The sequence below is a fragment of the Pseudomonas sp. UBA1879 genome (genome assembly GCF_002338065.1).
GTDB lineage: Bacteria > Pseudomonadota > Gammaproteobacteria > Pseudomonadales > Pseudomonadaceae > Aquipseudomonas.
The window spans coordinates 22191-42330 of the sequence record NZ_DDHJ01000001.1 but is presented as its reverse complement, the minus strand read 5'-3'; the positions used below and the strand labels follow the sequence as shown (position 1 = coordinate 42330).

At 59.4% G+C, this 20140-nt stretch carries 17 protein-coding genes; 6 read left to right on the top strand and 11 right to left on the bottom strand.

Features of this window, described 5'->3' with window-relative positions; all coding sequences use genetic code 11:
• Position 1: 1 nt before the first annotated feature.
• From cyoB to hmpA, 4 genes are all read right to left on the bottom strand, one after another.
• Positions 2-2020, bottom strand: a complete 2019-nt coding sequence (gene cyoB / locus B3N48_RS00190) for a cytochrome o ubiquinol oxidase subunit I (protein ID WP_296178160.1) — start codon at positions 2018-2020, stop codon at positions 2-4.
• 3 nt (positions 2021-2023) lie between these two features.
• Entirely contained in the window at positions 2024-2959 is a 936-nt protein-coding gene (gene cyoA / locus B3N48_RS00185) for a ubiquinol oxidase subunit II (protein WP_296178158.1), read from the bottom strand.
• Between the two features lie 471 nt (positions 2960-3430).
• On the bottom strand, positions 3431-3940 hold the full coding sequence (locus tag B3N48_RS00180) for a disulfide bond formation protein B (protein WP_296178155.1): 510 nt from the start codon (positions 3938-3940) through the stop codon (positions 3431-3433).
• A 284-nt stretch (positions 3941-4224) separates the two neighbouring features.
• Positions 4225-5406, bottom strand: coding sequence for an NO-inducible flavohemoprotein (gene hmpA / locus B3N48_RS00175; RefSeq protein WP_296178152.1), 1182 nt, complete (start codon positions 5404-5406; stop codon positions 4225-4227).
• Between the two features lie 278 nt (positions 5407-5684).
• On the opposite strand from hmpA, the gene B3N48_RS00170 reads away from it, so the two are divergent.
• Genes B3N48_RS00170 through B3N48_RS00155 form a run of 4 tightly spaced genes read left to right on the top strand, consistent with a single transcriptional unit; the run spans position 5685 to position 8463 of the window.
• Positions 5685-6581: a chemotaxis protein CheV gene (locus B3N48_RS00170; RefSeq protein WP_296178150.1), complete on the top strand. Its 897-nt coding sequence runs from the start codon at positions 5685-5687 to the stop codon at positions 6579-6581.
• Positions 6582-6622: 41 nt separating this feature from the next.
• Entirely contained in the window at positions 6623-7084 is a 462-nt protein-coding gene (locus B3N48_RS00165; RefSeq protein ID WP_296178147.1) for a GNAT family N-acetyltransferase, read from the top strand.
• A gap of 51 nt (positions 7085-7135) precedes the next feature.
• Complete coding sequence (locus B3N48_RS00160; protein WP_296178144.1) at positions 7136-7459, top strand: hypothetical protein; 324 nt, start codon at positions 7136-7138, stop codon at positions 7457-7459.
• 41 nt (positions 7460-7500) lie between these two features.
• On the top strand, positions 7501-8463 hold the full coding sequence (locus B3N48_RS00155; protein WP_296178143.1) for a GlxA family transcriptional regulator: 963 nt from the start codon (positions 7501-7503) through the stop codon (positions 8461-8463).
• Positions 8464-8606: 143 nt separating this feature from the next.
• On the opposite strand, the gene B3N48_RS00150 is transcribed toward B3N48_RS00155, so the two are convergent.
• The 7 genes from B3N48_RS00150 to B3N48_RS00120 form a co-directional block, all read right to left on the bottom strand.
• Positions 8607-8843 carry a hypothetical protein gene (locus B3N48_RS00150; protein ID WP_296178141.1) on the bottom strand — a complete coding sequence of 79 codons (237 nt, stop codon included), beginning with the start codon at positions 8841-8843 and terminating at the stop codon, positions 8607-8609.
• A gap of 105 nt (positions 8844-8948) precedes the next feature.
• Entirely contained in the window at positions 8949-9941 is a 993-nt protein-coding gene (locus B3N48_RS00145; protein WP_296178137.1) for a fimbrial protein, read from the bottom strand.
• Positions 9942-9943: 2 nt separating this feature from the next.
• Positions 9944-10741: a fimbrial biogenesis chaperone gene (locus B3N48_RS00140; RefSeq protein ID WP_296178135.1), complete on the bottom strand. Its 798-nt coding sequence runs from the start codon at positions 10739-10741 to the stop codon at positions 9944-9946.
• Entirely contained in the window at positions 10738-13197 is a 2460-nt protein-coding gene (locus B3N48_RS00135) for a fimbria/pilus outer membrane usher protein (RefSeq protein ID WP_414704181.1), read from the bottom strand. Before B3N48_RS00135 ends, B3N48_RS00140 begins: the two co-directional genes overlap by 4 nt.
• A gap of 273 nt (positions 13198-13470) precedes the next feature.
• On the bottom strand, positions 13471-14226 hold the full coding sequence (locus B3N48_RS00130) for a fimbrial biogenesis chaperone (protein WP_296178132.1): 756 nt from the start codon (positions 14224-14226) through the stop codon (positions 13471-13473).
• A gap of 61 nt (positions 14227-14287) precedes the next feature.
• Positions 14288-14872, bottom strand: a complete 585-nt coding sequence (locus B3N48_RS00125) for a fimbrial protein (RefSeq protein ID WP_296178129.1) — start codon at positions 14870-14872, stop codon at positions 14288-14290.
• Between the two features lie 347 nt (positions 14873-15219).
• Complete coding sequence (locus B3N48_RS00120) at positions 15220-15549, bottom strand: hypothetical protein (RefSeq protein ID WP_296178128.1); 330 nt, start codon at positions 15547-15549, stop codon at positions 15220-15222.
• 266 nt (positions 15550-15815) lie between these two features.
• On the opposite strand from B3N48_RS00120, the gene B3N48_RS00115 reads away from it, so the two are divergent.
• Positions 15816-16988 carry an efflux RND transporter periplasmic adaptor subunit gene (locus B3N48_RS00115; protein ID WP_296178126.1) on the top strand — a complete coding sequence of 391 codons (1173 nt, stop codon included), beginning with the start codon at positions 15816-15818 and terminating at the stop codon, positions 16986-16988.
• Positions 16985-20119, top strand: a complete 3135-nt coding sequence (locus B3N48_RS00110) for a multidrug efflux RND transporter permease subunit (protein WP_296178124.1) — start codon at positions 16985-16987, stop codon at positions 20117-20119. The genes B3N48_RS00115 and B3N48_RS00110 overlap by 4 nt, the downstream gene beginning before the upstream one ends.
• The last annotated feature ends 21 nt before the right edge of the window (positions 20120-20140 follow it).

The following is a 20140-nucleotide window of genomic DNA, read 5'->3' as shown; positions in this document are numbered from 1 at the left end:
TTTATGCCTGCTCCAGCTTATTGACAGGAGAGTTCGCCTCGGCAGCGCGCACCGAAGCCAGGATCTTGTGCTGCTCGCCTTCGATACGTGCCACTTCCGAAGCAGGAACCATGTAGCCCTGATCGTCACGTGAAGCGTGGATGACGAGGTAAACGACAGTGCCTACCAGACTCGCGATTGCCAGCCACCAGATATGCCAGATCATCGCGAAACCGAAGACGGTCAGCAGACCACCCATGATCATGCCGGTCGCGGTGTTGTTAGGCATGTGGATGTCGTGGTACTTGGCCGGGACCTTGTACGCTTCGCCATCACGCTTGGCCGCATAGAACGCGTCGATTTCGTCAGCCTTTGGCAGCTCTGCGAAGTTGTAGAACGGCGGAGGCGAAGACACCGACCACTCCAGGGTGTGGCCATTCCATGGGTCACCGGTCAGGTCGCGGTTCTGTTCACGGTCACGGATACTTACGTAGATCTGAATCAGCTGGCAGGCAATACCGACTGCGATCAGCGCGGCGCCCCAGAAGGCAACGTGCAGGTAAGGCGTCCAGTCCGGGTTGTCCGTGGTGTTCAGACGACGGGTCATGCCCATGAAGCCCAAGGCGTACAGCGGCATGAAAGCGACGTAGAAACCCGAGATCCAGAACCAGAACGCTGCCTTGCCCCACTTCTCGTTCAGCTTGAAGCCGAACGCTTTCGGGAACCAGAACGCGAAGCCGGCGATGTAACCGAATACCGCACCACCGATGATCACGTTATGGAAGTGCGCGATCACGAACAGGCTGTTGTGCAGAACGAAGTCAGCACCCGGGATGGCCAGCAGTACGCCGGTCATACCACCGATGGAGAAGGTGATCATGAAGCCCAGGGTCCAGCACACTGGCGCGGTAAAGCGCAGACGGCCCTGATAGATCGTGAACAGCCAGTTGAACAGCTTCACACCCGTCGGGATGGAAATCAGCATCGTCGCCAGACCGAAGAAGGCGTTGACGCTCGCACCCGAGCCCATGGTGAAGAAGTGGTGCAGCCATACCATGAAGCCCAGCACCGAGATTGCGCCAGAAGCGTAGATCATCGAATGGTGGCCAAACAAGCGCTTGCCAGTGAACGTCGAGATGACTTCGGAGAAGACCCCGAACGCCGGCAGGATGAGGATGTAAACCTCAGGGTGACCCCACGCCCAGAACAGGTTCACGTACATCATCGGGTTACCACCCAACTCGTTCGTGAAGATGTGGAAGTCCAGGTAACGGTCGAGGGTCAGGAACGCCAGGGTGCCGGTCAGGATCGGGAACGAAGCCACGATCAGGACGTTGGCCCAGGTGCAGGTCCAGGTGAAGATCGGCATGTCCATCAGTTTCATGCCGGGGGTGCGCATTTTCAGAACGGTAACCAGGAAGTTAACGCCCGTCAGTGTCGTACCCAGACCCGATAGCTGCAGTGCCCAGATGTAATAGTCCACACCCACGCCAGGGCTATAGCCGAGCTCCGACAGCGGCGGATAGGCTACCCAACCGGTGCGTGCGAATTCGCCGACGCCCAGGGACACGTTCACCAGCACCACGCCGGAAATCAGCAGGTACAGGGACAAGGAGTTCAGGAACGGGAAGGCAACGTCACGCGCGCCGATCTGCAGAGGCACAACGATGTTCATCAGGCCAGTGAAGAATGGCATCGCCATGAAGATGATCATGATCACACCGTGGGCGGTGAAGATCTGGTCATAGTGTTCAGGCGGCAAGTAGCCAGGCGAACCTTCGGTGGCCAGGGCCAGCTGGGAACGCATCATGATGGCGTCGGCAAAACCACGCAGCAGCATGACCATGGCGATGACGATGTACATCACGCCGATTTTCTTGTGGTCGACCGACGTCAGCCACTCGGTCCAGAGGTAGGTCCACTTCTTGAAGTACGTGATCAGACCGAGAACCGCCACACCGCCGATAGCGATCATCGCGAGCGTGATCATGACTATCGGTTCGTGAAACGGAACCGCGTCGAGCGTTAATTTACCAAACATCGTTTACTCCTCTGCCTCAGCAGCTGAATGCTTACCCATGTCCATCCCTTCCATACCGGCCACTTCTTTCTTCTCGTGGACAATCTTGCCCGGCTTCATACCTTCATATTTGTCGATGATGATTTGAAACAGGTTAGGAGTGACCGTGGAGTAGAGTTCAACGGGGTTACGTTCGCTAGGTTTGGCCAGAGCGGTGTACTCAGCCGTTGCCAGCTGTTTAGGTGAATTCTTGACCTCTGCCACCCAAGCGTCGAAACCGGCCTGATCGGTAGCGGTTGCCGTGAATTTCATACCGGTGAAACCCGCGCCGCTGTAGTTTGCGGAGATACCGTCAAACTCGCCGTTTTCGTTGGCGATCAAGTGCAGTTTAGTCTGCATGCCGGCCATCGCATAAATCTGGCCACCCAGGGCAGGGATGAAGAACGAGTTCATGACCGAATCGGAGGTGATGCGGAAATTGATCGGGGTGTGGGCCGGGAACACAATTTTGTTGACGGTGGCAATACCCTGTTCCGGGTAGATGAACAGCCATTTCCAGTCGAGCGCGACCACTTGGATGGTCACAGGCTTCACGTCGGACTCCAGCGGACGGTACGGGTCCAGAGCGTGAGTAGACTTGTAGGTCACATAGCCCAGCACGATGATGATGGCCAACGGAACCAGCCAGACAATCAGTTCGATACGGGTCGAATGCGCCCAGTCAGGCGTGTAGGTAGCGCTCTTGTTCGTCGCGCGATACTTCCAGGCGAAGATGATGGTCATGAAGATGACCGGCACCACCACCAGCAGCATGAGCAAGGTCGCGGTGATGATCAGATCGCGCTCTTGCACGCCGACATGGCCCTTGGGATCCAGCAGGGTGTAATCGCACCCGCTAAGCAGGAGCATGCTGAAAAGGGCCAAGAAGCCAAAAAATCTGGGGTACCTTTTTTTACTCATCTCACGACCTCTAAAAGCAGCTTTCGCATCGCAGTTGGGTTTCGACCGCCAACACTTCACCCTGCCAGGTGCTGGCAAATTCTTTGGATTGAACAGGGGCCTGTCAGGAAGCGTTCGGCCTCGTAACAAATCCGGGTTTAGCTGTGGTTTCTTATTCGAATGGTGGCAACCGCCGATGCGGTCCAAATCCCTTGGCGCAGACATTCAGAATTTGACTCAAGAGGCCAACCAAACGGCGTCTACGAAGGGGCAAATCCCCTTCACGACCTCGATTTACGCCGTCCATACGTGATGGGGGGGCGTTAAGTGGGGGCGATTGTAGATACGTAAAGTTTTATTGACTATGAGTTTCTGCGCAACAGTTAATTTCCGATTCAGTAAGAATGCGCGCTTATGTCGCACCGACAAAACCGGAAAAGGCCCCAGAGTTCCTGGGGCATTTGTGGCGATTTTTTGCGCAACACTTTGTAATTAACGCGCTTTCATCCTGTTCCGGATGATGCCTACGGGTACCAGAATCACGGTGAGAACAAAAGCAATCAGTGCCCATTGTGCAAGTGAAAGTCCCAAGACTGGCGGGTATGGCGTCTCGCAGAAGCCAGCTACCTGAAAACCCAGCGGAAACAGCGAGGCAAGCGGCAAACCGTCTACGATCGGCTGCAAGACGTCGATGCCGCAGCTTTCAGTAGGATGAGTCTGAATCCAGACGTGCCGCCCGGCCGCGATGACGCCGCCTACGGCACTTAGCGTCACCAGCACTTCGCAAATGCTCAGCCCCGTGCGCCCGCGCATGCTTGCGCCGATGAATGCGAAGATGGCGATGAACAACAGCGCATAGCGTTGCAGGATGCACAGTGGGCAAGGCGCCTCGCCCAGCACGACCTGCATGTACAAAGCGCCACCAATCAGTGCAAGGCAGATGATGCCCAGCAACACCAGGAACTGCTTTTCGCGCCGCAGGTAAAACGTCTCGTCAGTCATTCACATACCCTTTGGATGTAGTGCCCGTTCAGATCGAAGATCTACGTTGTCGCGTGCGCCGGGCGCCCGGAAAGCCGGCAATTCTACCATCGTCGCCGCCGCACGTCGGATAAGATGTTGAGCACACTCCCATTAGCCAGACATTAACCCCGATACCCTGATCTGAGTGGCTACACCCGCCACCCCCTTCTATATATAGAAGCGTGCGACGCTTTGACGCAGGGGCGAAACGCCGCACCCTTCCATATATATAGAAGGATGCGTCTATTTGTCGCAGCGCAGGGTTATTCAAGCGCCGAGGCGGGACCGAAGAATTCGTACCGCGCTTGCGCTTCCGGCACCCCCGCCGCCTTCAACTGGCGTCTCACGGCGGCCATGAAACCCTTCGGTCCGAGGAAGTAGGCATCAAGGTCGCGATCCTCAGGCAGCCACTGTTCCAATCGCGCTTGATCCAGCATGCCCACCGCGTCGGCCGCAGGACTGACGCCGTCATCCTCGCTGTACAGATAAAACCGCTTCAATTGAGGATGCTGCCCTGCCAGGCCTTCCACCCAGTCGCGAAACGCATGAACCGAACCATTGCGCGCGCAGTGAATGAAGTGAATCGGACGTGGTGTGTCGAGCGCCGCTTGCAACATGGCCAGGGTTGGCGTGATACCGACACCTCCGCTGATCAACACCAAAGGCTTGTCACTGTGCGCCAGGGTGAATTCCCCGGATGGCGGGAACAGATTGATGCTGTCGCCCACGTGCACGCGATCATGCAAGAAATTGGAGGCGCGACCGCCAGGTTCGCGTTTCACGCTGATGCGATACTGATTGTCTCCCGCCCGCGCTGACAGCGAGTAGTTGCGACGGATCTCATCGCCATCCAGCAACAGCTGCATGCCAATGTACTGACCGGGCATGAAGTCGATGATGGGCTGACCATCGGCTGGGGCGAAATAGAAGGAGGTGATCTCGGCGCTTTCGGCCACTTTGTTGACCACCTTGAATTCACGCGCACTGCGCCAGCCGCCAGGGGCCTCGGCCTTTTCCTCGTAGATGTTCTCTTCGGCGCCGATCAGGATGCTGGCCAGTTGCTGGTAAGCATTGCCCCAGGCCGTGATCACCTCGTCGGTGGCGATTTCCGCTCCCAGCACTTCGCGAATCGCTTCCAACAGGCATTCACCCACCAGCGGGTAATGTTCCGGAAGGATCTGCAACGCAACGTGCTTGTTGATGATCTTGGTGACGAGACCGCCCAATTGTTCGAGCTCATCGATGTGGCGGGCGTACATCAGGACACCGTTGGCCAGGGCGCGGGGTTGGTCGCCACTCACCTGATGCGCCTGATTGAAGAGCGGGCGGACCTGTGGATATCTGTCGAGCAACTTCTTGTAAAAGTGCGTGGTGAGCGCCTCGCCCCCGCTTTCCAGCAACGGGACAGTGGACTTGACGATGGCACGATCCGAAGCATTCAACATGATGAACTCCTGAGGCTTGGTGGAGAAAGAATGCCTGTGATAGATCAGGAATCGTGCCAGATAAATTTATCAGCTTAATCAATCTGTTAGCACTAAAGAGTCTTTTTGACTCGGGCCTTTATGGGGTCAAAAAGACACGTAAAAAGTCACTATGACTACGAACAGTCCGACGCGCTTCGGCAAAAAGCTAAAGCCTGAGTGCACAGGGTCGATAAACCGTCATCGATAGCTGTTTGCGCGTTCAGGCGCATTCAGACACTGCATGACAGAAGGTTCACATGTCCAAAAACGTTCGCGCGGATTCGCTTTCGCTTCTGCTGTTCACGTTACGCAGCGGCAAGCTGATGGCAATCAACCTGCTCAAAGTCAGTGAAATCATCCCCTGCCCTCCCCTCACCCGCCTTCCGGAATCGCACCCGCACGTCAAAGGTGTTGCGACCCTACGGGGTAACTCGCTGTCAGTGATTGACCTCAGCCGTGCCATCGGCGAGCGCCCGTTGCTCGATCCGGACGGGGGCTGCCTGATCGTCACCGACGTCAGCCGCTCCAAACAGGGGCTGCACGTTCAAGCGGTAAGCAAGATCGTGCATTGCCTGACCACCGACATTCGCCCGCCGCCCTTTGGCTCGGGCAACAAATCATTCATCACCGGCGTGACGCAGGTCGACGGGACGCTGGTTCAAGTGTTGGACATCGAAAAGGTCATCCACGGTATTGCCCCAGCGCAGATCGTCGCGGAGGCTGCCGAGCTCAAGCCGGAAGAAATCGAAGTCTTGAGTAAGGCACGGATTCTGGTCGTCGACGACAGCCAGGTGGCGTTGCAGCAGTCGGTAATCACGTTGCGCAACCTTGGTATCGAATGCCACACCGCCCGCAGCGCCCGTGAAGCGATCGATCATCTGCTTGACCTGCAAGGCACCGCGCAACAGATCAATGTGGTGGTGTCGGACATCGAGATGTCGGAAATGGACGGCTATGCGTTCACCCGTACCTTGCGCGAAACCCCGGACTTCCAAGCGCTTTACGTGCTGTTGCACACTTCGCTGGACAGCGCGATGAACGCCGAAAAAGCCAAGGCGGCAGGCGCCAATGCTGTGCTGACCAAGTTCTCCTCACCCGAGCTGACACGATGTTTGATCGAAGCCGCCCGTACGGTGGAAGCCCAGGGTCTGTAAAGCCCGACATTAACGACGCGTCATCAGATCATTACTGGTTGATGCGTCGCGACCTGCGCCGGCCCCGGCCGCCGGTGACATGGCCCGAGTTGTCGTATCCGGTGGACTTCTGCTTCGAAAACGCCCCTGCGGTGCACCAGCTGCTCACGCTCGGCACTGACTTGGGTGGAGGGCGGGTGGCCGATTTCGCGACGTGGCTGAGCGGCTTCGAGGACGATCCGGAATTCGACCCAGGGCTGTGTTTTGTGGTGCAAGACCCGTCAGGGGTGGTCGCTGTTGCGCAATGCTGGCGCAGCGCGTTCATCCGCAATCTGGTGGTGCATCCACGTATGCAGCGTCGGGGTGTAGGGCTTGCATTGCTGAATCACATCTTCAAGACGTTCGCCACGCGACGCGAAGGGTATGTTGATCTAAAGGTCATGGAGAGCAATCTGACGGCGCGGCGTCTGTATGAACGGGCTGAAATGTACTACGTGCAGCGTCGCGAACTAGAACGCCGCTGATTCAGTCAAACGCGCTGTCATTACGCTGATAAGACCATGATGGAGACGCCTATGAAACGGACCACTTTAGTGCTGCTGGCCCTGACGGCCGTTGCAGGTCAGGCCAGTGCATCCAGCCCGGACGCCTGGAAAGCCTTCGACAAAACCCTGATCGACAGCTGTGTCGCAGCCAGTACCCTGAAAAACGCCAAACCTGCCGGCGCCGCTGCGATGTTCGACGACAGCGTCGGGTACAACGCGCTGTTGATCAAAGGCCAGTACAAGCAGGCGTTCATGAAGAACAAAACCGGCACTGAGCTGTGCTTGTACGACCGCAAGAACCAGAAAGCGCTGATCACCGAGTGGGATAACGTCACTACGGTGCCGAAGAAATAGGCTATATCTTCATCCCTTTGCCGGGCGCCTGAGACTCATCGATGAAAAGCGTTGCGATTGTACTGTTCCCCGATGTTCAGTCCCTGGACGTTGCAGGCCCACTGGACGTTTTCGCCGAAGCCAACCGCTTCGTGCCTCAGGGCGAGGGCTATCAGATCGTGACCATCGGCGCGGCGCCCTACCCCATCCTCGCCTCCAATGGCATGCCCCTCGGCGCCCAATACGATTTGGCCGATGCACCCAAGCAATTCGACATCGTTCTGGTGCCAGGCGGCCCTTCGTTACCTGAAAGCGCAGAAATGCCGCACATCACGGCGTGGCTCAATGAAGTGACGCCGTTAGCGGGCCGTTACGGCTCCATTTGCACCGGAGCCTTCATCCTCGGGCACGCCAGATTGCTTGACGACAAACAGGCCGCCACCCACTGGAGCCATGCTCAGCAGTTGGCCGACCTGTTCCCGAACGCCAGGGTCGAGCCTGACCGGATCTATGTGCGCGACGGCAAGCTGATGACCTCGGCAGGGGTCACGGCGGGGATCGACATGGCATTGGCGCTCGTCGCTGAGGACCATGGCCCAGCCATCTCGCTGGCGGTCGCCAAGCGGTTGTTGGTGGTGGCCCAGCGCCAAGGCGGGCAATCGCAGTTCAGCCCCTACCTGAGTGCATCGACAGACGATGATTCGCCGGTGACGAAGATTCAACGCTACGTGATGGAGCACATCAGCGAGCCTTTCTCGGTGGAACGCTTGGCTGAAGTCGTGTCAATGAGTCCGCGCAGCTTCGCCCGCGTTTTCGCCCGCGAGGCAAAAGTGACCCCCGCCGAGTTTGTGCAACGCGCCCGCATCGACGCTGCCCGGCATTTGCTGGAAGGCAGCGAAATGGTGATCAAGGCAGTGGCGTATCACTGCGGTTTCGGCAGCGCCGCGCGCATGCGGCTGATCTTCACCCAACGGCTGGGAGTCACGCCGACACAGTACCGGGACAGCTTTCGCAAAGAGGGCTGAACACGCCGCAGGCTCGACAATTCAGGGCTGTGGGAGTGAGCTTGCTCGCGAAGTCGCTGTGTCAGTCGCAGTCGCAGTGACAGGCCGGCCGCTTTCGCCAGTAAATTCACGCAGAACAGCCGACACAGCCCTGTCTAACGTGATCAGCGCTTGCCCATTGAGCGGCGGGTGCCTGAAGGCGCCGCGCCTGGGCGTTTGTCGTGATTCGATTTGCCTGCGCCCTTGTAGTGCGACGAGGGCTTCTTCGCCTGCAGCAATTCGCCCGGTTTGAACGGGAAACCGAAGGCGGGAATGGCGGCTTTTTTCTCACCCGGCTCGGCGTAGGTATCGGCGGTAACGTCCGCGCTGTCGGGAGCTGGCGTGTGTTCGGGGGTGGTCATGGAAGCTCCGTGAGCGCTGGAAGATCGATGGGCGAACAGGCGTTGCCCGCAGGCCGCGCAGCATACCTGAATCGCCCTCCACCGCCCATGGCAACCGAGCAACGGCTACTCGTAGAACAGGTCCACGAACACCTCCGCCGAGAACGGGCCGGGGGTTGGGGCGTTGGTTTGCCACACCAACTCGGCGTTGAAATCCGCCGTACCGGAATAGGTGTCGTCCAGCAGGTCAATGATGTGAAACGGCTCGTTGAAGCGAATCGGTCGGTGGGCAGGGGCGTGGGTGATGCGGATGCCGATGCTGTCATTGTTGACGGGCACTAGCACATCGCCCGCCAGCGTGCCGGACACCGGGGTGAATCGGGCATTGAGGCTAAAGGGCGAATCACAGGTTCGGCTCGTCGCCAGGGCGAATCGCTCAAACGTCGCCACTTCGCCCACGCGAACGTTCTTGATCGGCACGCTCCCGAAGTCGACGGTCTCTGGCAGCACGCGCAGCTGCGCATTACACGCCACGAATCGCAGGCCCGTCAGGTTGTTGATGATGTAGTTGAGGTTGTTGTCCGGCAGCGGGTTCATGCCGTTGCCGCTGTCGACCTGGAACATGCGGTAGTCGGACACATCGCTGGCGGCCCCGGACGGCGGAGTGGGGCCGTATTTCTCGATGAACACTGAAAACGGCAAATTGAAGCTGACCTTCGGACAGGCCGCGATATTGCCCAAGCCCTCAGTGCAGGCGGGGAGCACCTGTTGTGTAGGCACCCGCCCGCTGCTTTGCAGGTAATCGACGCCATTGAGTGTCAGCCCCGCACGAATACCCTGACCGATCTGGACATTTTCAGGATTCAAGTACAGCACAACCTCTTCCGCAGGCCCTGCTGCTTCGCGGGAGCATTCAACGACCGCGTTCAGCCGTTCCGAACGCCAGACGACGCTACCATCAGGCAAACTCGCCGGGATCGCGACACTGCTGCTGAGGTCGGCACGCATCACGGTGTCGCCCGTGTCTTGGGTTTTGCAGGTCATGGCCATGCCGGTTGCGGGAAGCAGCAGTGCGCACAGAAACGTCGTGCACCAACGGGTCAATATGAACGGTGTCATGTTCAGCATTTCTCGATGAATTGAGGAGACGCAGGGGTGCGACCGGAGGCGTCGCGCAGGCGCGCCGTGAACGGCTCCGAGTCATGTCCTTGGGTGGAAAAGTCGCGTTGACCGCCGTAATCGGTCAGGGCCTTGAAGCTCAGGCATCCCTCCCCGGCAAGACGTGACAGCCCTTCCGGTAGCGTCTTCGGCAGGGGCAATAAGCGCTCGGAGAACGGCTCGATCATCAGGTCTTCACTGACCTCGACCCCATTGAATGCAATGTTCAGCAGGGAGGCATGAAAAGGCGTTGGATTGCGCACATTGAGGGTGTGGGAATCTGGCTTTCCCCGCTGCCAGCGAAGACGTAGCGGCACGTCAGCAGGATCGCCAGCGAGACCTTCTGGTCGGTAAAACATGTTGATGCGCTGGCGCACCGCGATGCTCAACTGCTGCCGGGCCTCGCTGCGGCGGGGCACTTCCAGCACGTACAGGTGCAGTAAGGATTCGCGGTCCAGCGGCATGCCGACGCCCTCATACAGCACCCGCAGCCTGTGCCGCCCCATCGCCGGAATCTGCGCCAGATGAGGCGTAAGGACGAACGGCAAATCCGCTTGGGCTGAAGGAGCGGCGCCTGGCTTCGCGATCCACGCTTGAATCAGCACCTGCGCCTGACCCGGATTACTGACGTCGAGGATCGCCTCTCGGAACCGACCGTCGAACACCAACCGGGTACCGCCCAATGACACTACGGCCTGTGCCGGACATGCCCACAAAGGAACGAGCAGCGCAACGAGGCACATCGCAATCACCTGTTTCATTGGCACGTCACCTTGATTCGGTCATAGGTGCGCTGCGGGTCACGCGGCGGTAACGCGAACCGCGCCTGGCACTGCTGATCGGCCCATTTGACCACCAGGGTGCCGCTATCCTCCTCGCTCAATACCAATGCACGGCTGGTGGGGTCGACCGCCGCGAGCGACTTGCCGTGGTCGTCTTCGACCATTGCGCCGAGCGGCAGGCGGCTGCCGTCTTCGCGCGTCATTTCGAACTGCACGCGACGCCCGACCTTCGCCTTGAAGTTCACCCGGGATACGGCTCCCCGACGAGGAATGACCTGCGTGACCGGGTTTTCCAGCTCCACATCGGCGCCCAATTGGCGGGTGTCAAGGCTGACCCAGTTGCCGCGATACGGCTGGACATAGGGCAACACCGCGTAGCCGTTTGCGGCGGTTTCGATGTGGCTGTCATTGTTCAGCCGCGCCCCGGCGACATCCTTGACTTGCACCAAGGCAAACGTTTCGCCGAGCGGCTGGCCAAGGTTCACGCCGCCCGCGTGGGCGACCACCGAGCCCGCTGCGCCCACATTGAACGCCCGGTAATCGCGGCCCTGGCCATACCCGGCATCGAACCGCCCGAATGAGGTGGTCGTGTTGATCTTGCCGGAAGCGGACGCCCCCGAACGGCTGTCATGCCCGGTCTGCAGCGAATAGAAGGTGCTTCGATCATCGAATACCTGACCACTGAGCCCCGCCTGAAGGTCGTGATCGCCAGCGCTGTCGCGCACGGCATTGAGGAAGGCTCTCGAAGATGACGGGCTGTTCCCCAAGGGCAGGCTCAATGTCAAAGCGACGCGGTTATCCGATTGGCGCTGGCCGTCAATCAGAAAAGTCTGATTACGCTCGACGGAAATGCCATAGCTGAGGCTGCGCCAAGCCGCGTTCCACGTCAGATAAAACTGTCGAGTCTTGCTGGCGGAATCCCAGTAACGTTGCTCGGAACCGGTAAAGCTCAGCGACGCAGACTGCGCGGGCAGCGCCTGGGTGAGACTGAATTCGACGCGGTCCTTGGCGCGCCCGAGGCCGACGCCGTTCAACGCCGAGCGCTCTTCGACATGCTCGGCGAACGTGCGATAGCCGTCGGTGGAATAGCGATAGCCGGCCACTGCCAGCGTGGTATGGGTCAGATCCAAGGTGTTGGCGTAACGCACTCTAAAGCTCTGTCCGGTCTGGGTTGTGCGGGGCTGCTCGCTGACGGATTGGGTGAGGTCCAGCGACACCGCGCCCAGGCCGGTGTTGACCCCTGCCCCGATGTTGCCCGCCCGAAAGTCTTCGGCGATTTCCGTACCGCCAGCCACCGTGACCTGCTCGGTCAGGCCGTAGATCAACGTCGCGCTGGTAAATGCCGGTGACGCTCCCGAAGCGTCATGGCTGTCGTACTGCCCCGCGGCGAGGCTGTAGCGCAACGCCCCCTTTGGCACCATGATCGGCAGTGACGCATAGGCCTGTACGAAAACGCGCTTGCGGCCGTCGGCCTCGACCACGGTGATCTCCAGATCGCCGTTGGAGCCGCTGGGGTAAATATCTGATATTACGAAGGGCCCCGGCGACACGTTGCCGCTGAAGAGCATGAAACCGTTCTGCCGCACTTCCACGGTCGCGTTGGTCTCGGCGATGCCTCGAATGATCGGCGCATAGACCCGTTCGCGGTCGGGAAGCATGCCGTCATCGGACGCCAGCGTGGCGCCGAGAAAACGCACACTGTCGAAGACCTGGGAATCGGTGAAGGTTTCACCCAGGGTCAGCTGGCTTTTCAGCGCTGTCACGTCGCGTTGGAGAAAGGTCCGATTGCTGCGAAAGCGGTAAGGCTGTGCATCGCCGTAGGCCAGCGAGGATTCATTGCGCAGCCGCCACGCCCCCAGGTTCAGTCCGTTGCGCAGACCCAGGTAATACTGATCTTGAGTCTGATCGCCGCGCGTACGACGAGCGCCATTGAAGCTGTAATTGATGAACGCTGCCGTTTCACCCTCATCCCATAACTCGGGCGGGACGTAGCCCCGTACGCTGCGCAGCATCATGGCCTGCGGAATGCTGATGTTCAGCCGCAGGCTGGTGGGCTGATATTCGACCTGAGCGAATTGGACGTTGGCGGCGAGATCGAAGCAGCGGTCGGGCACACTGTCAGTAGTGTTCAACGCGGAGGTGTCCATGCCGAATTGGGTCAGCATCTCAAGGGTCAGGCAGGCTTCGATCACGCCAGTTGTCGCGTTCGCCATGAACTGCACGTCGCGCCGTCCGCTCAAGGTCCGATTCACGTAGATGTCGACACGATAAGTCCCCGGCACCACGCTGTTGCCTTGCAGAAACGTCTCCAGATCAGCGGGCTGATCGGTTCCCTGGATGAACGACGTGTTGAATTTCAGGGTTGAGGCGGTCGATGCGGATGCCTCGCTGTCAGCGCTGCCGTCGGTCATTGCCAGGGCGCTCACGCTGACCATCCACGCAACGGCAGCGGTGACGCGAGCGGCCAGGGGATGACGCTCCATGGGGATGCGCAGCGTGCAAGCAGGCCTTGGTTTGTCGGGCAGGTCGGGTTTCGAACTACGTTTCGGGGTGTTGTTGTCTCGCCGTTCCATTAGCTGATTTCACTCGCACTCTGAGTGTCGATGCACCCGTGGATTCCTTTCTCACAGGCGTGCGACGCAGAAGCCGGATGCATTTCCGGCTTGAAAAGGTGGGGTAACGAAAAATCCCGACCGGCGTGGCGGTGGCTAGTCGGGGCGTGACTCGGACTTGGTCGCCTGAGTGGGTCGGTCGGTTGACACTTTCGCGCGGTAGGCCTCCTGGCCCCCGAAATCGTTGATGCTGATGAATGTCAGGTCCAACAGGTCATTGCGACGCCCTTCTTTCAACGGGAATCGCACGCGCGAATGGGGAGTGAGCATTCGACTGTCCTGTTCAAACGCCACCTCCCCCCGATGAGCTGCCGAAAGCTTGATCATCGAGACGTGATAGGGGCCGGGATTGACGACCTCGAGTTGCCCGTCGCGCAGTTGCCATTGCAGGGCCTGCGCGGCCTGCAGCGGGTCTTCGGTCAAGCCTCGGGGCCGATAAAACAATTTGATGCGCTGACGGATGGCGATCTGCAGCTCGTTTTCACGAGCGACCTGCGGAATCTCCTGAACGTTGAGCCACAGCACCGATTCCCGGTCATTCGGCAAGCCTTCCCCGGCGTAGATGATCCGGATCAATTGCTTGGCATTGCCAGCCAGTCGCGCCAGCGCGGGGGTGATCACGAACAATGGATGGCTGGCCGACGGACTCTCGTTGTCAGCTTCGAGCCACGACTGGGCGAGGATTTCGGAGGTGCCGGTGTTGTGAACTTGCAGGCTGACTTCCTTGTCCGTGGCCGGGTAGATCACACGGGTGGTGTTCAACACGATACCGGCCTGCGCTTGAACGGCCGGGGTCATCGCCAGTGCTGCGCATAACCACAGCGCCGGGCGTCGTAGAAGATGAAAAAACATGATGAGGGGCGTCTCTTGATCGGAGGGTGGCGGGGCCAGCAATGCTGGCCCCGCCGAGGCCTCACTGATAATCCATCACGAACGGCAGGAAGCCATCCGCATTACCAGGGTTGGTGCTTGCGCCGTTGAGCACATACACCGCACCGAAGTTGAGTTCAGCCGTGGCACCGCCTGCGCCATCCTGGACCAGCGGTGCGTCGATGGTTTCGTTACCGCTCAGGTCCATCAACTGATACGAAGAATTGAGCAGGCCAATGCCCACGCCGTCGGCAGCGCCGGTGGTGCGCAGCAGCTTCTGATCGAGGTTATCCAGGCCACTGCCCTGACGCGCGACGAAGCGCATGTCGACGGTGTTGTATTGCGCAGCGCCGCCGGTGCAGTTGACCAGCAGTTGAATTGGCGACGCGGTGGCCAGTTTGTTGTCGGCGAAGCGGCCAATCTCGGAGAACGAGACGTTGCCCATGTCGACGTTGATTTCGCCCGGATTAGTGCCGGGGCTGGCACCGGTACCGGCACCGATGTCACAGGTGATATTGGTGAGGGTGCCATTGAAGACCAGCTTGCCATTGTTCGCTGCGTTGGCACTGCCCACTGCACCCAAGCCCATTGCGGCCACGATAGCCAGAGAAAGAGAGATCTTTTTCATGTTAACGACGTTCCTTGTGTCAATTCGTGTGTGCCCAAGAGGACGATGAGAACTATAAGGAAACGCCTGATAGGCGGCTGTCAGGCTATGTACTTTGAACTTGCAGAAATGACAGTGCAGTGCGCCGGACATTTCCGTAGGACATGACAGAGCTATGACACAACCCACGAACGGCGTGGCTTCGCGGGATATCGTCTGAAAAAAAGGTGAATGAAGGATTGCCGGGGCGGTGTAAGGATTCGTCACCACGGGCAATCCCCGGACGCAAAAAAAACCGCCTGAGCCGAATTGACTGGGGCGGTCTTTTGCGTTCGAAGCGAAGTCAGGATCTGGCGCGTTCGCCGCCGTTATTGATAGGTCAGGGTCACGACCCCACTGTGCGCACCGGCCGCGGCCGGGATCTGCTCGACATACGCCATGGATACCGGCACCGCGGCACCCTCACAGGCGTCGTCATGATTGACCAGCCCCAGGGTGAGACCGGCATTCACGGTCAAGGACTTGCGATCGTGCAGTTGACTTGGCGCCATGGACACTTTCGCTTCGCATCCCCCGTTGACAAGCTGTCCGTGAAACATGAGGGCACTTCCTTGTGCAGAGGCCGCTGCGCCAGACAGCATGAAAGCCCCGATAAACGCGATAGAAAAAAGCGTCGAAACTGTCTTTTTACTGTTCATCGCTACACTCCGGAGTGATGTCCCGCCTGTCACAGTTAAGTCGAGTCACCGACAATGGACCAACGTTTGGGCACTTGTTTGTAGGAATATTCCCTTCCCTCCCTTTGTTATCGCCATCTGATGCGCTTTCTTGATGCAACTTCATGCTCCGCCCTTCTGCAGCTGACAATATTGACAGGCAGCAGTCATTCTGCTGACCGGGTCGAAGGTTTATAAAGAAGCGGTCAATTGTCCGTTTCTCACTTTTTCGCTGGCGTTATATCTGTATGCCCAACCGTAAAAAATCTGTGCTAGGCGTTGCTGTTCTTGTGGTGCTGGTTGCGGTCGGCATCTGGGCAGTCAAACGTCCTGTGGAGAAAAAAGTCAGTGCTCCAACGGCAGTGCCCGTTCAGGTCATTCATGTGGTCAGGCAGGACGTGCCCCGTTACATGACCGGCATCGGCTCGGTGCTCTCGCTGCAGAGCGTGGTGATTCGCACCCAGGTCGACGGCATCCTGACCCGACTGGCGGTGAAGGAAGGGCAGCAGGTCAAGACCGGCGATTTGCTGGCCACTATCGACGACCGCTCCATTCGCGCAGCCCTCGAACAGGCCAAGGCGCAGTTGAGCCAGAGCCAGGCGCAGCTGGACGTGGCAGAGGTGGACCTCAAACGCTACAAGCTGCTGACCGTCGACAACAGCATTTCCAGGCAGCAATTCGATCAGCAGCAGGCGCTGGTCAATCAGTTGAAGGCCACGGTGCTGGGCAATCAGGCCTCGATCAACGCTTCGCAGGTTCAACTGTCTTTCACGCAGATTCGCTCCCCGGTGACAGGGCGCGTCGGCATTCGCAACGTGGATGAAGGCAACTTCCTACGGGTGAGCGATGCCACCGGCCTGTTTTCAGTGACCCAGATCGACCCGGTGTCGGTGGAGTTTTCACTGCCGCAACAGATGCTTCCGACGTTGCACGACCTGTTGGCATCGCCTGATCCCGCCAAAGTCAATGCGTACATGGGCGAAGGTGCGACAGGCACGCTTTTGGGCGAGGGCAAACTGACGTTGATTGACAATCAGGTGACCGCCACCACGGGCACCATCCGCGCCAAAGCCGTGTTCAATAACGCGGCCGAAAAACTCTGGCCCGGTCAGTTGGTCACCGTACGCATTCAGACCGCCATCGACCGCGATGCATTGAAGGTGCCGCCCCAGGTGGTGCAACGGGGCATCGACCAGCACTACGTGTACCGCGTGAAGGGCGATGTCGTTGAGGTGGTCCCGGTAAAGGTGCTGTATCAGGACAGCGATCTGACTCTGATCAGTGGCGTCAATGCCGATGACGTGTTGGTCAGCGATGGCCAGTCGCGGCTGAAAAACGGCGCGCGCATCGAAGTGATTAAGGCGCAGCCGGTGGACACCTTGGCCGATGCTGCCACGGGCGCGGCGGGAGCCGCGAAATGAAGGGCCACGGTTCGATTTCCGCGTGGTGCGTGAATCACCCGATCGCCACGGTTCTGCTGACCTTCGCGCTGGTGCTACTGGGTTGCATCGCCTTCCCGCGCCTGCCGGTGGCGCCGCTGCCGGAAGCGGAATTTCCGACGATTCAGGTCTCGGCCACGTTGCCCGGGGCCAGCCCGGAAACCATGGCGTCCTCGGTGGCCACGCCGCTGGAAGTGCAGTTCAGTGCCATTCCCGGCATGACTCAAATGACATCCAGCAGCGCGTTGGGCTCGACCAACCTGACCCTGCAATTCGTGCTGAACAAGAGTATCGACACCGCTGCGCAAGAAGTGCAAGCTGCCATCAATACCGCGTCGGGGCGACTGCCCAAAGACCTGCCGACGGCGCCGACCTGGCGCAAAGTCAATCCGGCGGACAGCCCCGTGCTGATCCTCAGCGTCAGTTCTAACCTGATGCCTGCCACCGAACTGAGCGATGTCACTGAATCCCTTCTCGCCCGTCAGTTGAGTCAGATCAACGGTGTCGGCCAAGTCGCGATCACCGGCCAGCGACGCCCCGCCATTCGCGTGCAGGCCTCGTCAGATAAACTCGCGTCCATCGGGCTGACCCTTGCCGATCTACGGGTTGCACTGCAACAGACCAGCCTCAACCTGGCCAAAGGGGCCTTGTACGGCAAAGACAGCGTCTCGACGCTCGCGTCCAACGACCAGCTGTTTCGCGCAAAGGATTACGATCAGCTGATCGTTTCCTACAAAGACGGCGCCCCGGTTCACCTGCGCGATGTGGCGAAAGTCGTCGATGGCGCAGAAAACGCTTACGTCAACGCCTGGTCCGGGGATCAGCAAGGCGTGAACATCGTGGTCTTCCGGCAGCCCGGCGCCAACATTGTCGAGACCGTGGATCGGGTGCTCGGCGAGTTGCCGCGTTTGCAGGAAATGCTCCCGGCGTCGGTGGAGGTTATGGTACTCAGCGACCGCACCAAAACCATTCGGGCCTCGCTGCACGAAGTGGAAATGACGCTTTTGATCGCCATCGTGCTGGTGATCGCGGTGATGGCGCTGTTTCTGCGTCAACTCTCGGCCACCCTGATCGTGACCGCTGTGCTTGGTGTGTCGCTGGTGGCCAGTTTCGCGCTGATGTACGTCCTCGGTTTCAGCCTCAATAACCTGACGCTGGTGGCGATCGTGGTGGCGGTCGGCTTTGTGGTGGACGACGCCATCGTGGTGGTGGAAAACATTCACCGACACCTCGAAGCGGGCGAAAGCATGCGCGAGGCCGCGATCAAAGGCGCCGGTGAGATTGGCTTTACCGTGGTGTCGATCAGTTTCTCGTTGATTGCCGCGTTCATCCCGCTGCTATTCATGGGCGGCGTGGTCGGGCGATTGTTCAAGGAATTCGCGCTAACGGCGACATCGACCATTCTGATTTCGGTGATGGTGTCACTGACCCTCGCGCCGACGCTGGCGGCGCTGTTCATGCGCGCGCCGAAACATGATGCCCACGCCAACCCCGGCTTCGGCGAGCGCCTGCTGGCGCATTACGCGCGCGGCGTACGTTACGCGCTTGCCCATCAGCGTCTGATGCTGGGTATCTTCGGCCTGACCCTGGTGCTGGCTGTGGCGGGCTATGTGCTGATTCCCAAGGGCTTCTTCCCGGTTCAGGACACCGGCATGGTGCTAGGCACCAGCGAAGCGGCTGCGGACATTTCCTACCCGGACATGGTCGAGAAACACAAACAGTTGGCGAAGATCATCGGTGCCGACCCGGCCGTCAAAGCCTTCTCGCACTCGGTGGGCGTCAGCGGCAGCAACCAGACCATCGCCAACGGCCGGGTGTGGATCGCGCTGAAAGACCGTGAGGACCGCGACGTGTCGGCGAGCCAGTTCATTGACCGCATCCGCCCCAAACTGGCGAAAATTCCGGGCATCGTGCTGTACCTGCGCGCCGGTCAGGACATCAACCTGAGTTCCGGCCCGAGCCGCGCGCAGTATCAATATGTGCTGAAGAGCAACAACGGTGCCCTGCTCAACGAATGGACGCAAAAGCTCACGGAAAAACTGAAATCGATCCCGGCGTTTCGTGACCTGTCCAACGACCTGCAACTGGGGGGCAGCGTCACGCATCTGGACATCGACCGCAGCGCCGCCGCGCGTTTTGGCCTGACCACGGCGGACGTCGATCAGGCCCTGTACGACGCCTTCGGTCAGCGACAGATCAACGAATACCAGACCGACATCAACCAGTACAAAGTCATCCTCGAACTCGACCCGTCGCAGCGCGGCAAGGCCGAGAGCCTGAATTACTTCTACCTGCGCTCGCCGCTGACCAACGACATGGTGCCGCTGTCGGCGCTGGCCAAGGTCGGTGCGCCGAAGATGGGGCCGCTGTCGATCGCCCACGACGGCATGTTCCCGGCGGCGAATCTGTCGTTCAACCTGTCGGCAGGCGTGGCGCTGGGTGACGCAGTGCAGATCCTCGATCAAGCGAAGACCGAAATCGGCATGCCATCCTCGATCATCGGCAATTTTCAGGGCGCAGCTCAGGCCTTCCAGAGTTCGCTGGCCAACCAGCCGTGGCTGATTCTGGCGGCGCTGGTGGCGGTGTACATCATCCTCGGCGTGCTGTACGAAAGCTTCGTTCACCCGCTGACGATCATTTCGACCCTACCTTCGGCGGGTATCGGTGCGCTGTTGCTGCTGTGGTTGATGGGTCAGGATTTCTCGATCATGGGCCTGATCGGCATCGTGTTGCTGATCGGCATCGTCAAGAAGAACGGCATCCTGCTGGTGGACTTCGCGCTGGAGGGGCAACGCCAGCGCGGCCTGTCGCCGCACGACGCTATTTATGAAGCCTGCGTGACGCGTTTCCGGCCGATCATCATGACCACGTTGGCAGCCTTGCTCGGTGCCCTGCCGCTGATGCTTGGCTATGGTGTGGGTGCAGAGCTGCGTCAGCCGTTGGGCATCGCGGTGGTGGGCGGCTTGCTGGTGAGTCAGGCGCTGACGCTGTTCACCACGCCGGTCATCTACCTGCAGCTGGAACGAATCTTCCACCGCAGGCATCCGACCGTGACACCCACCGCACCTTCAACGAACAAGAAAACGGCAGCGTTGCTCGTCGCCGAAAAGTGAGCAGCACCGTCGCGAGCACCG

Coding starts and splice junctions, on each gene's coding strand:
- cyoB (WP_296178160.1), bottom strand. CDS start 2,020: ATGTTTGGTAAATTAACGCTCGACGCGGTTCCGTTTCACGAACCGATA.
- B3N48_RS00140 (WP_296178135.1), bottom strand. CDS start 10,741: ATGAAACAGGTGATTGCGATGTGCCTCGTTGCGCTGCTCGTTCCTTTG.
- B3N48_RS00130 (WP_296178132.1), bottom strand. CDS start 14,226: ATGTTTTTTCATCTTCTACGACGCCCGGCGCTGTGGTTATGCGCAGCA.
- B3N48_RS00135 (WP_414704181.1), bottom strand. CDS start 13,197: ATGGTCAGCGTGAGCGCCCTGGCAATGACCGACGGCAGCGCTGACAGC.
- B3N48_RS00180 (WP_296178155.1), bottom strand. CDS start 3,940: ATGACTGACGAGACGTTTTACCTGCGGCGCGAAAAGCAGTTCCTGGTG.
- hmpA (WP_296178152.1), bottom strand. CDS start 5,406: ATGTTGAATGCTTCGGATCGTGCCATCGTCAAGTCCACTGTCCCGTTG.
- B3N48_RS00155 (WP_296178143.1), top strand. CDS start 7,501: ATGAAAAGCGTTGCGATTGTACTGTTCCCCGATGTTCAGTCCCTGGAC.
- B3N48_RS00115 (WP_296178126.1), top strand. CDS start 15,816: ATGCCCAACCGTAAAAAATCTGTGCTAGGCGTTGCTGTTCTTGTGGTG.
- B3N48_RS00145 (WP_296178137.1), bottom strand. CDS start 9,941: ATGACACCGTTCATATTGACCCGTTGGTGCACGACGTTTCTGTGCGCA.
- B3N48_RS00125 (WP_296178129.1), bottom strand. CDS start 14,872: ATGAAAAAGATCTCTCTTTCTCTGGCTATCGTGGCCGCAATGGGCTTG.
- B3N48_RS00160 (WP_296178144.1), top strand. CDS start 7,136: ATGAAACGGACCACTTTAGTGCTGCTGGCCCTGACGGCCGTTGCAGGT.
- B3N48_RS00165 (WP_296178147.1), top strand. CDS start 6,623: ATGCGTCGCGACCTGCGCCGGCCCCGGCCGCCGGTGACATGGCCCGAG.
- B3N48_RS00110 (WP_296178124.1), top strand. CDS start 16,985: ATGAAGGGCCACGGTTCGATTTCCGCGTGGTGCGTGAATCACCCGATC.
- B3N48_RS00120 (WP_296178128.1), bottom strand. CDS start 15,549: ATGAACAGTAAAAAGACAGTTTCGACGCTTTTTTCTATCGCGTTTATC.
- cyoA (WP_296178158.1), bottom strand. CDS start 2,959: ATGAGTAAAAAAAGGTACCCCAGATTTTTTGGCTTCTTGGCCCTTTTC.
- B3N48_RS00150 (WP_296178141.1), bottom strand. CDS start 8,843: ATGACCACCCCCGAACACACGCCAGCTCCCGACAGCGCGGACGTTACC.
- B3N48_RS00170 (WP_296178150.1), top strand. CDS start 5,685: ATGTCCAAAAACGTTCGCGCGGATTCGCTTTCGCTTCTGCTGTTCACG.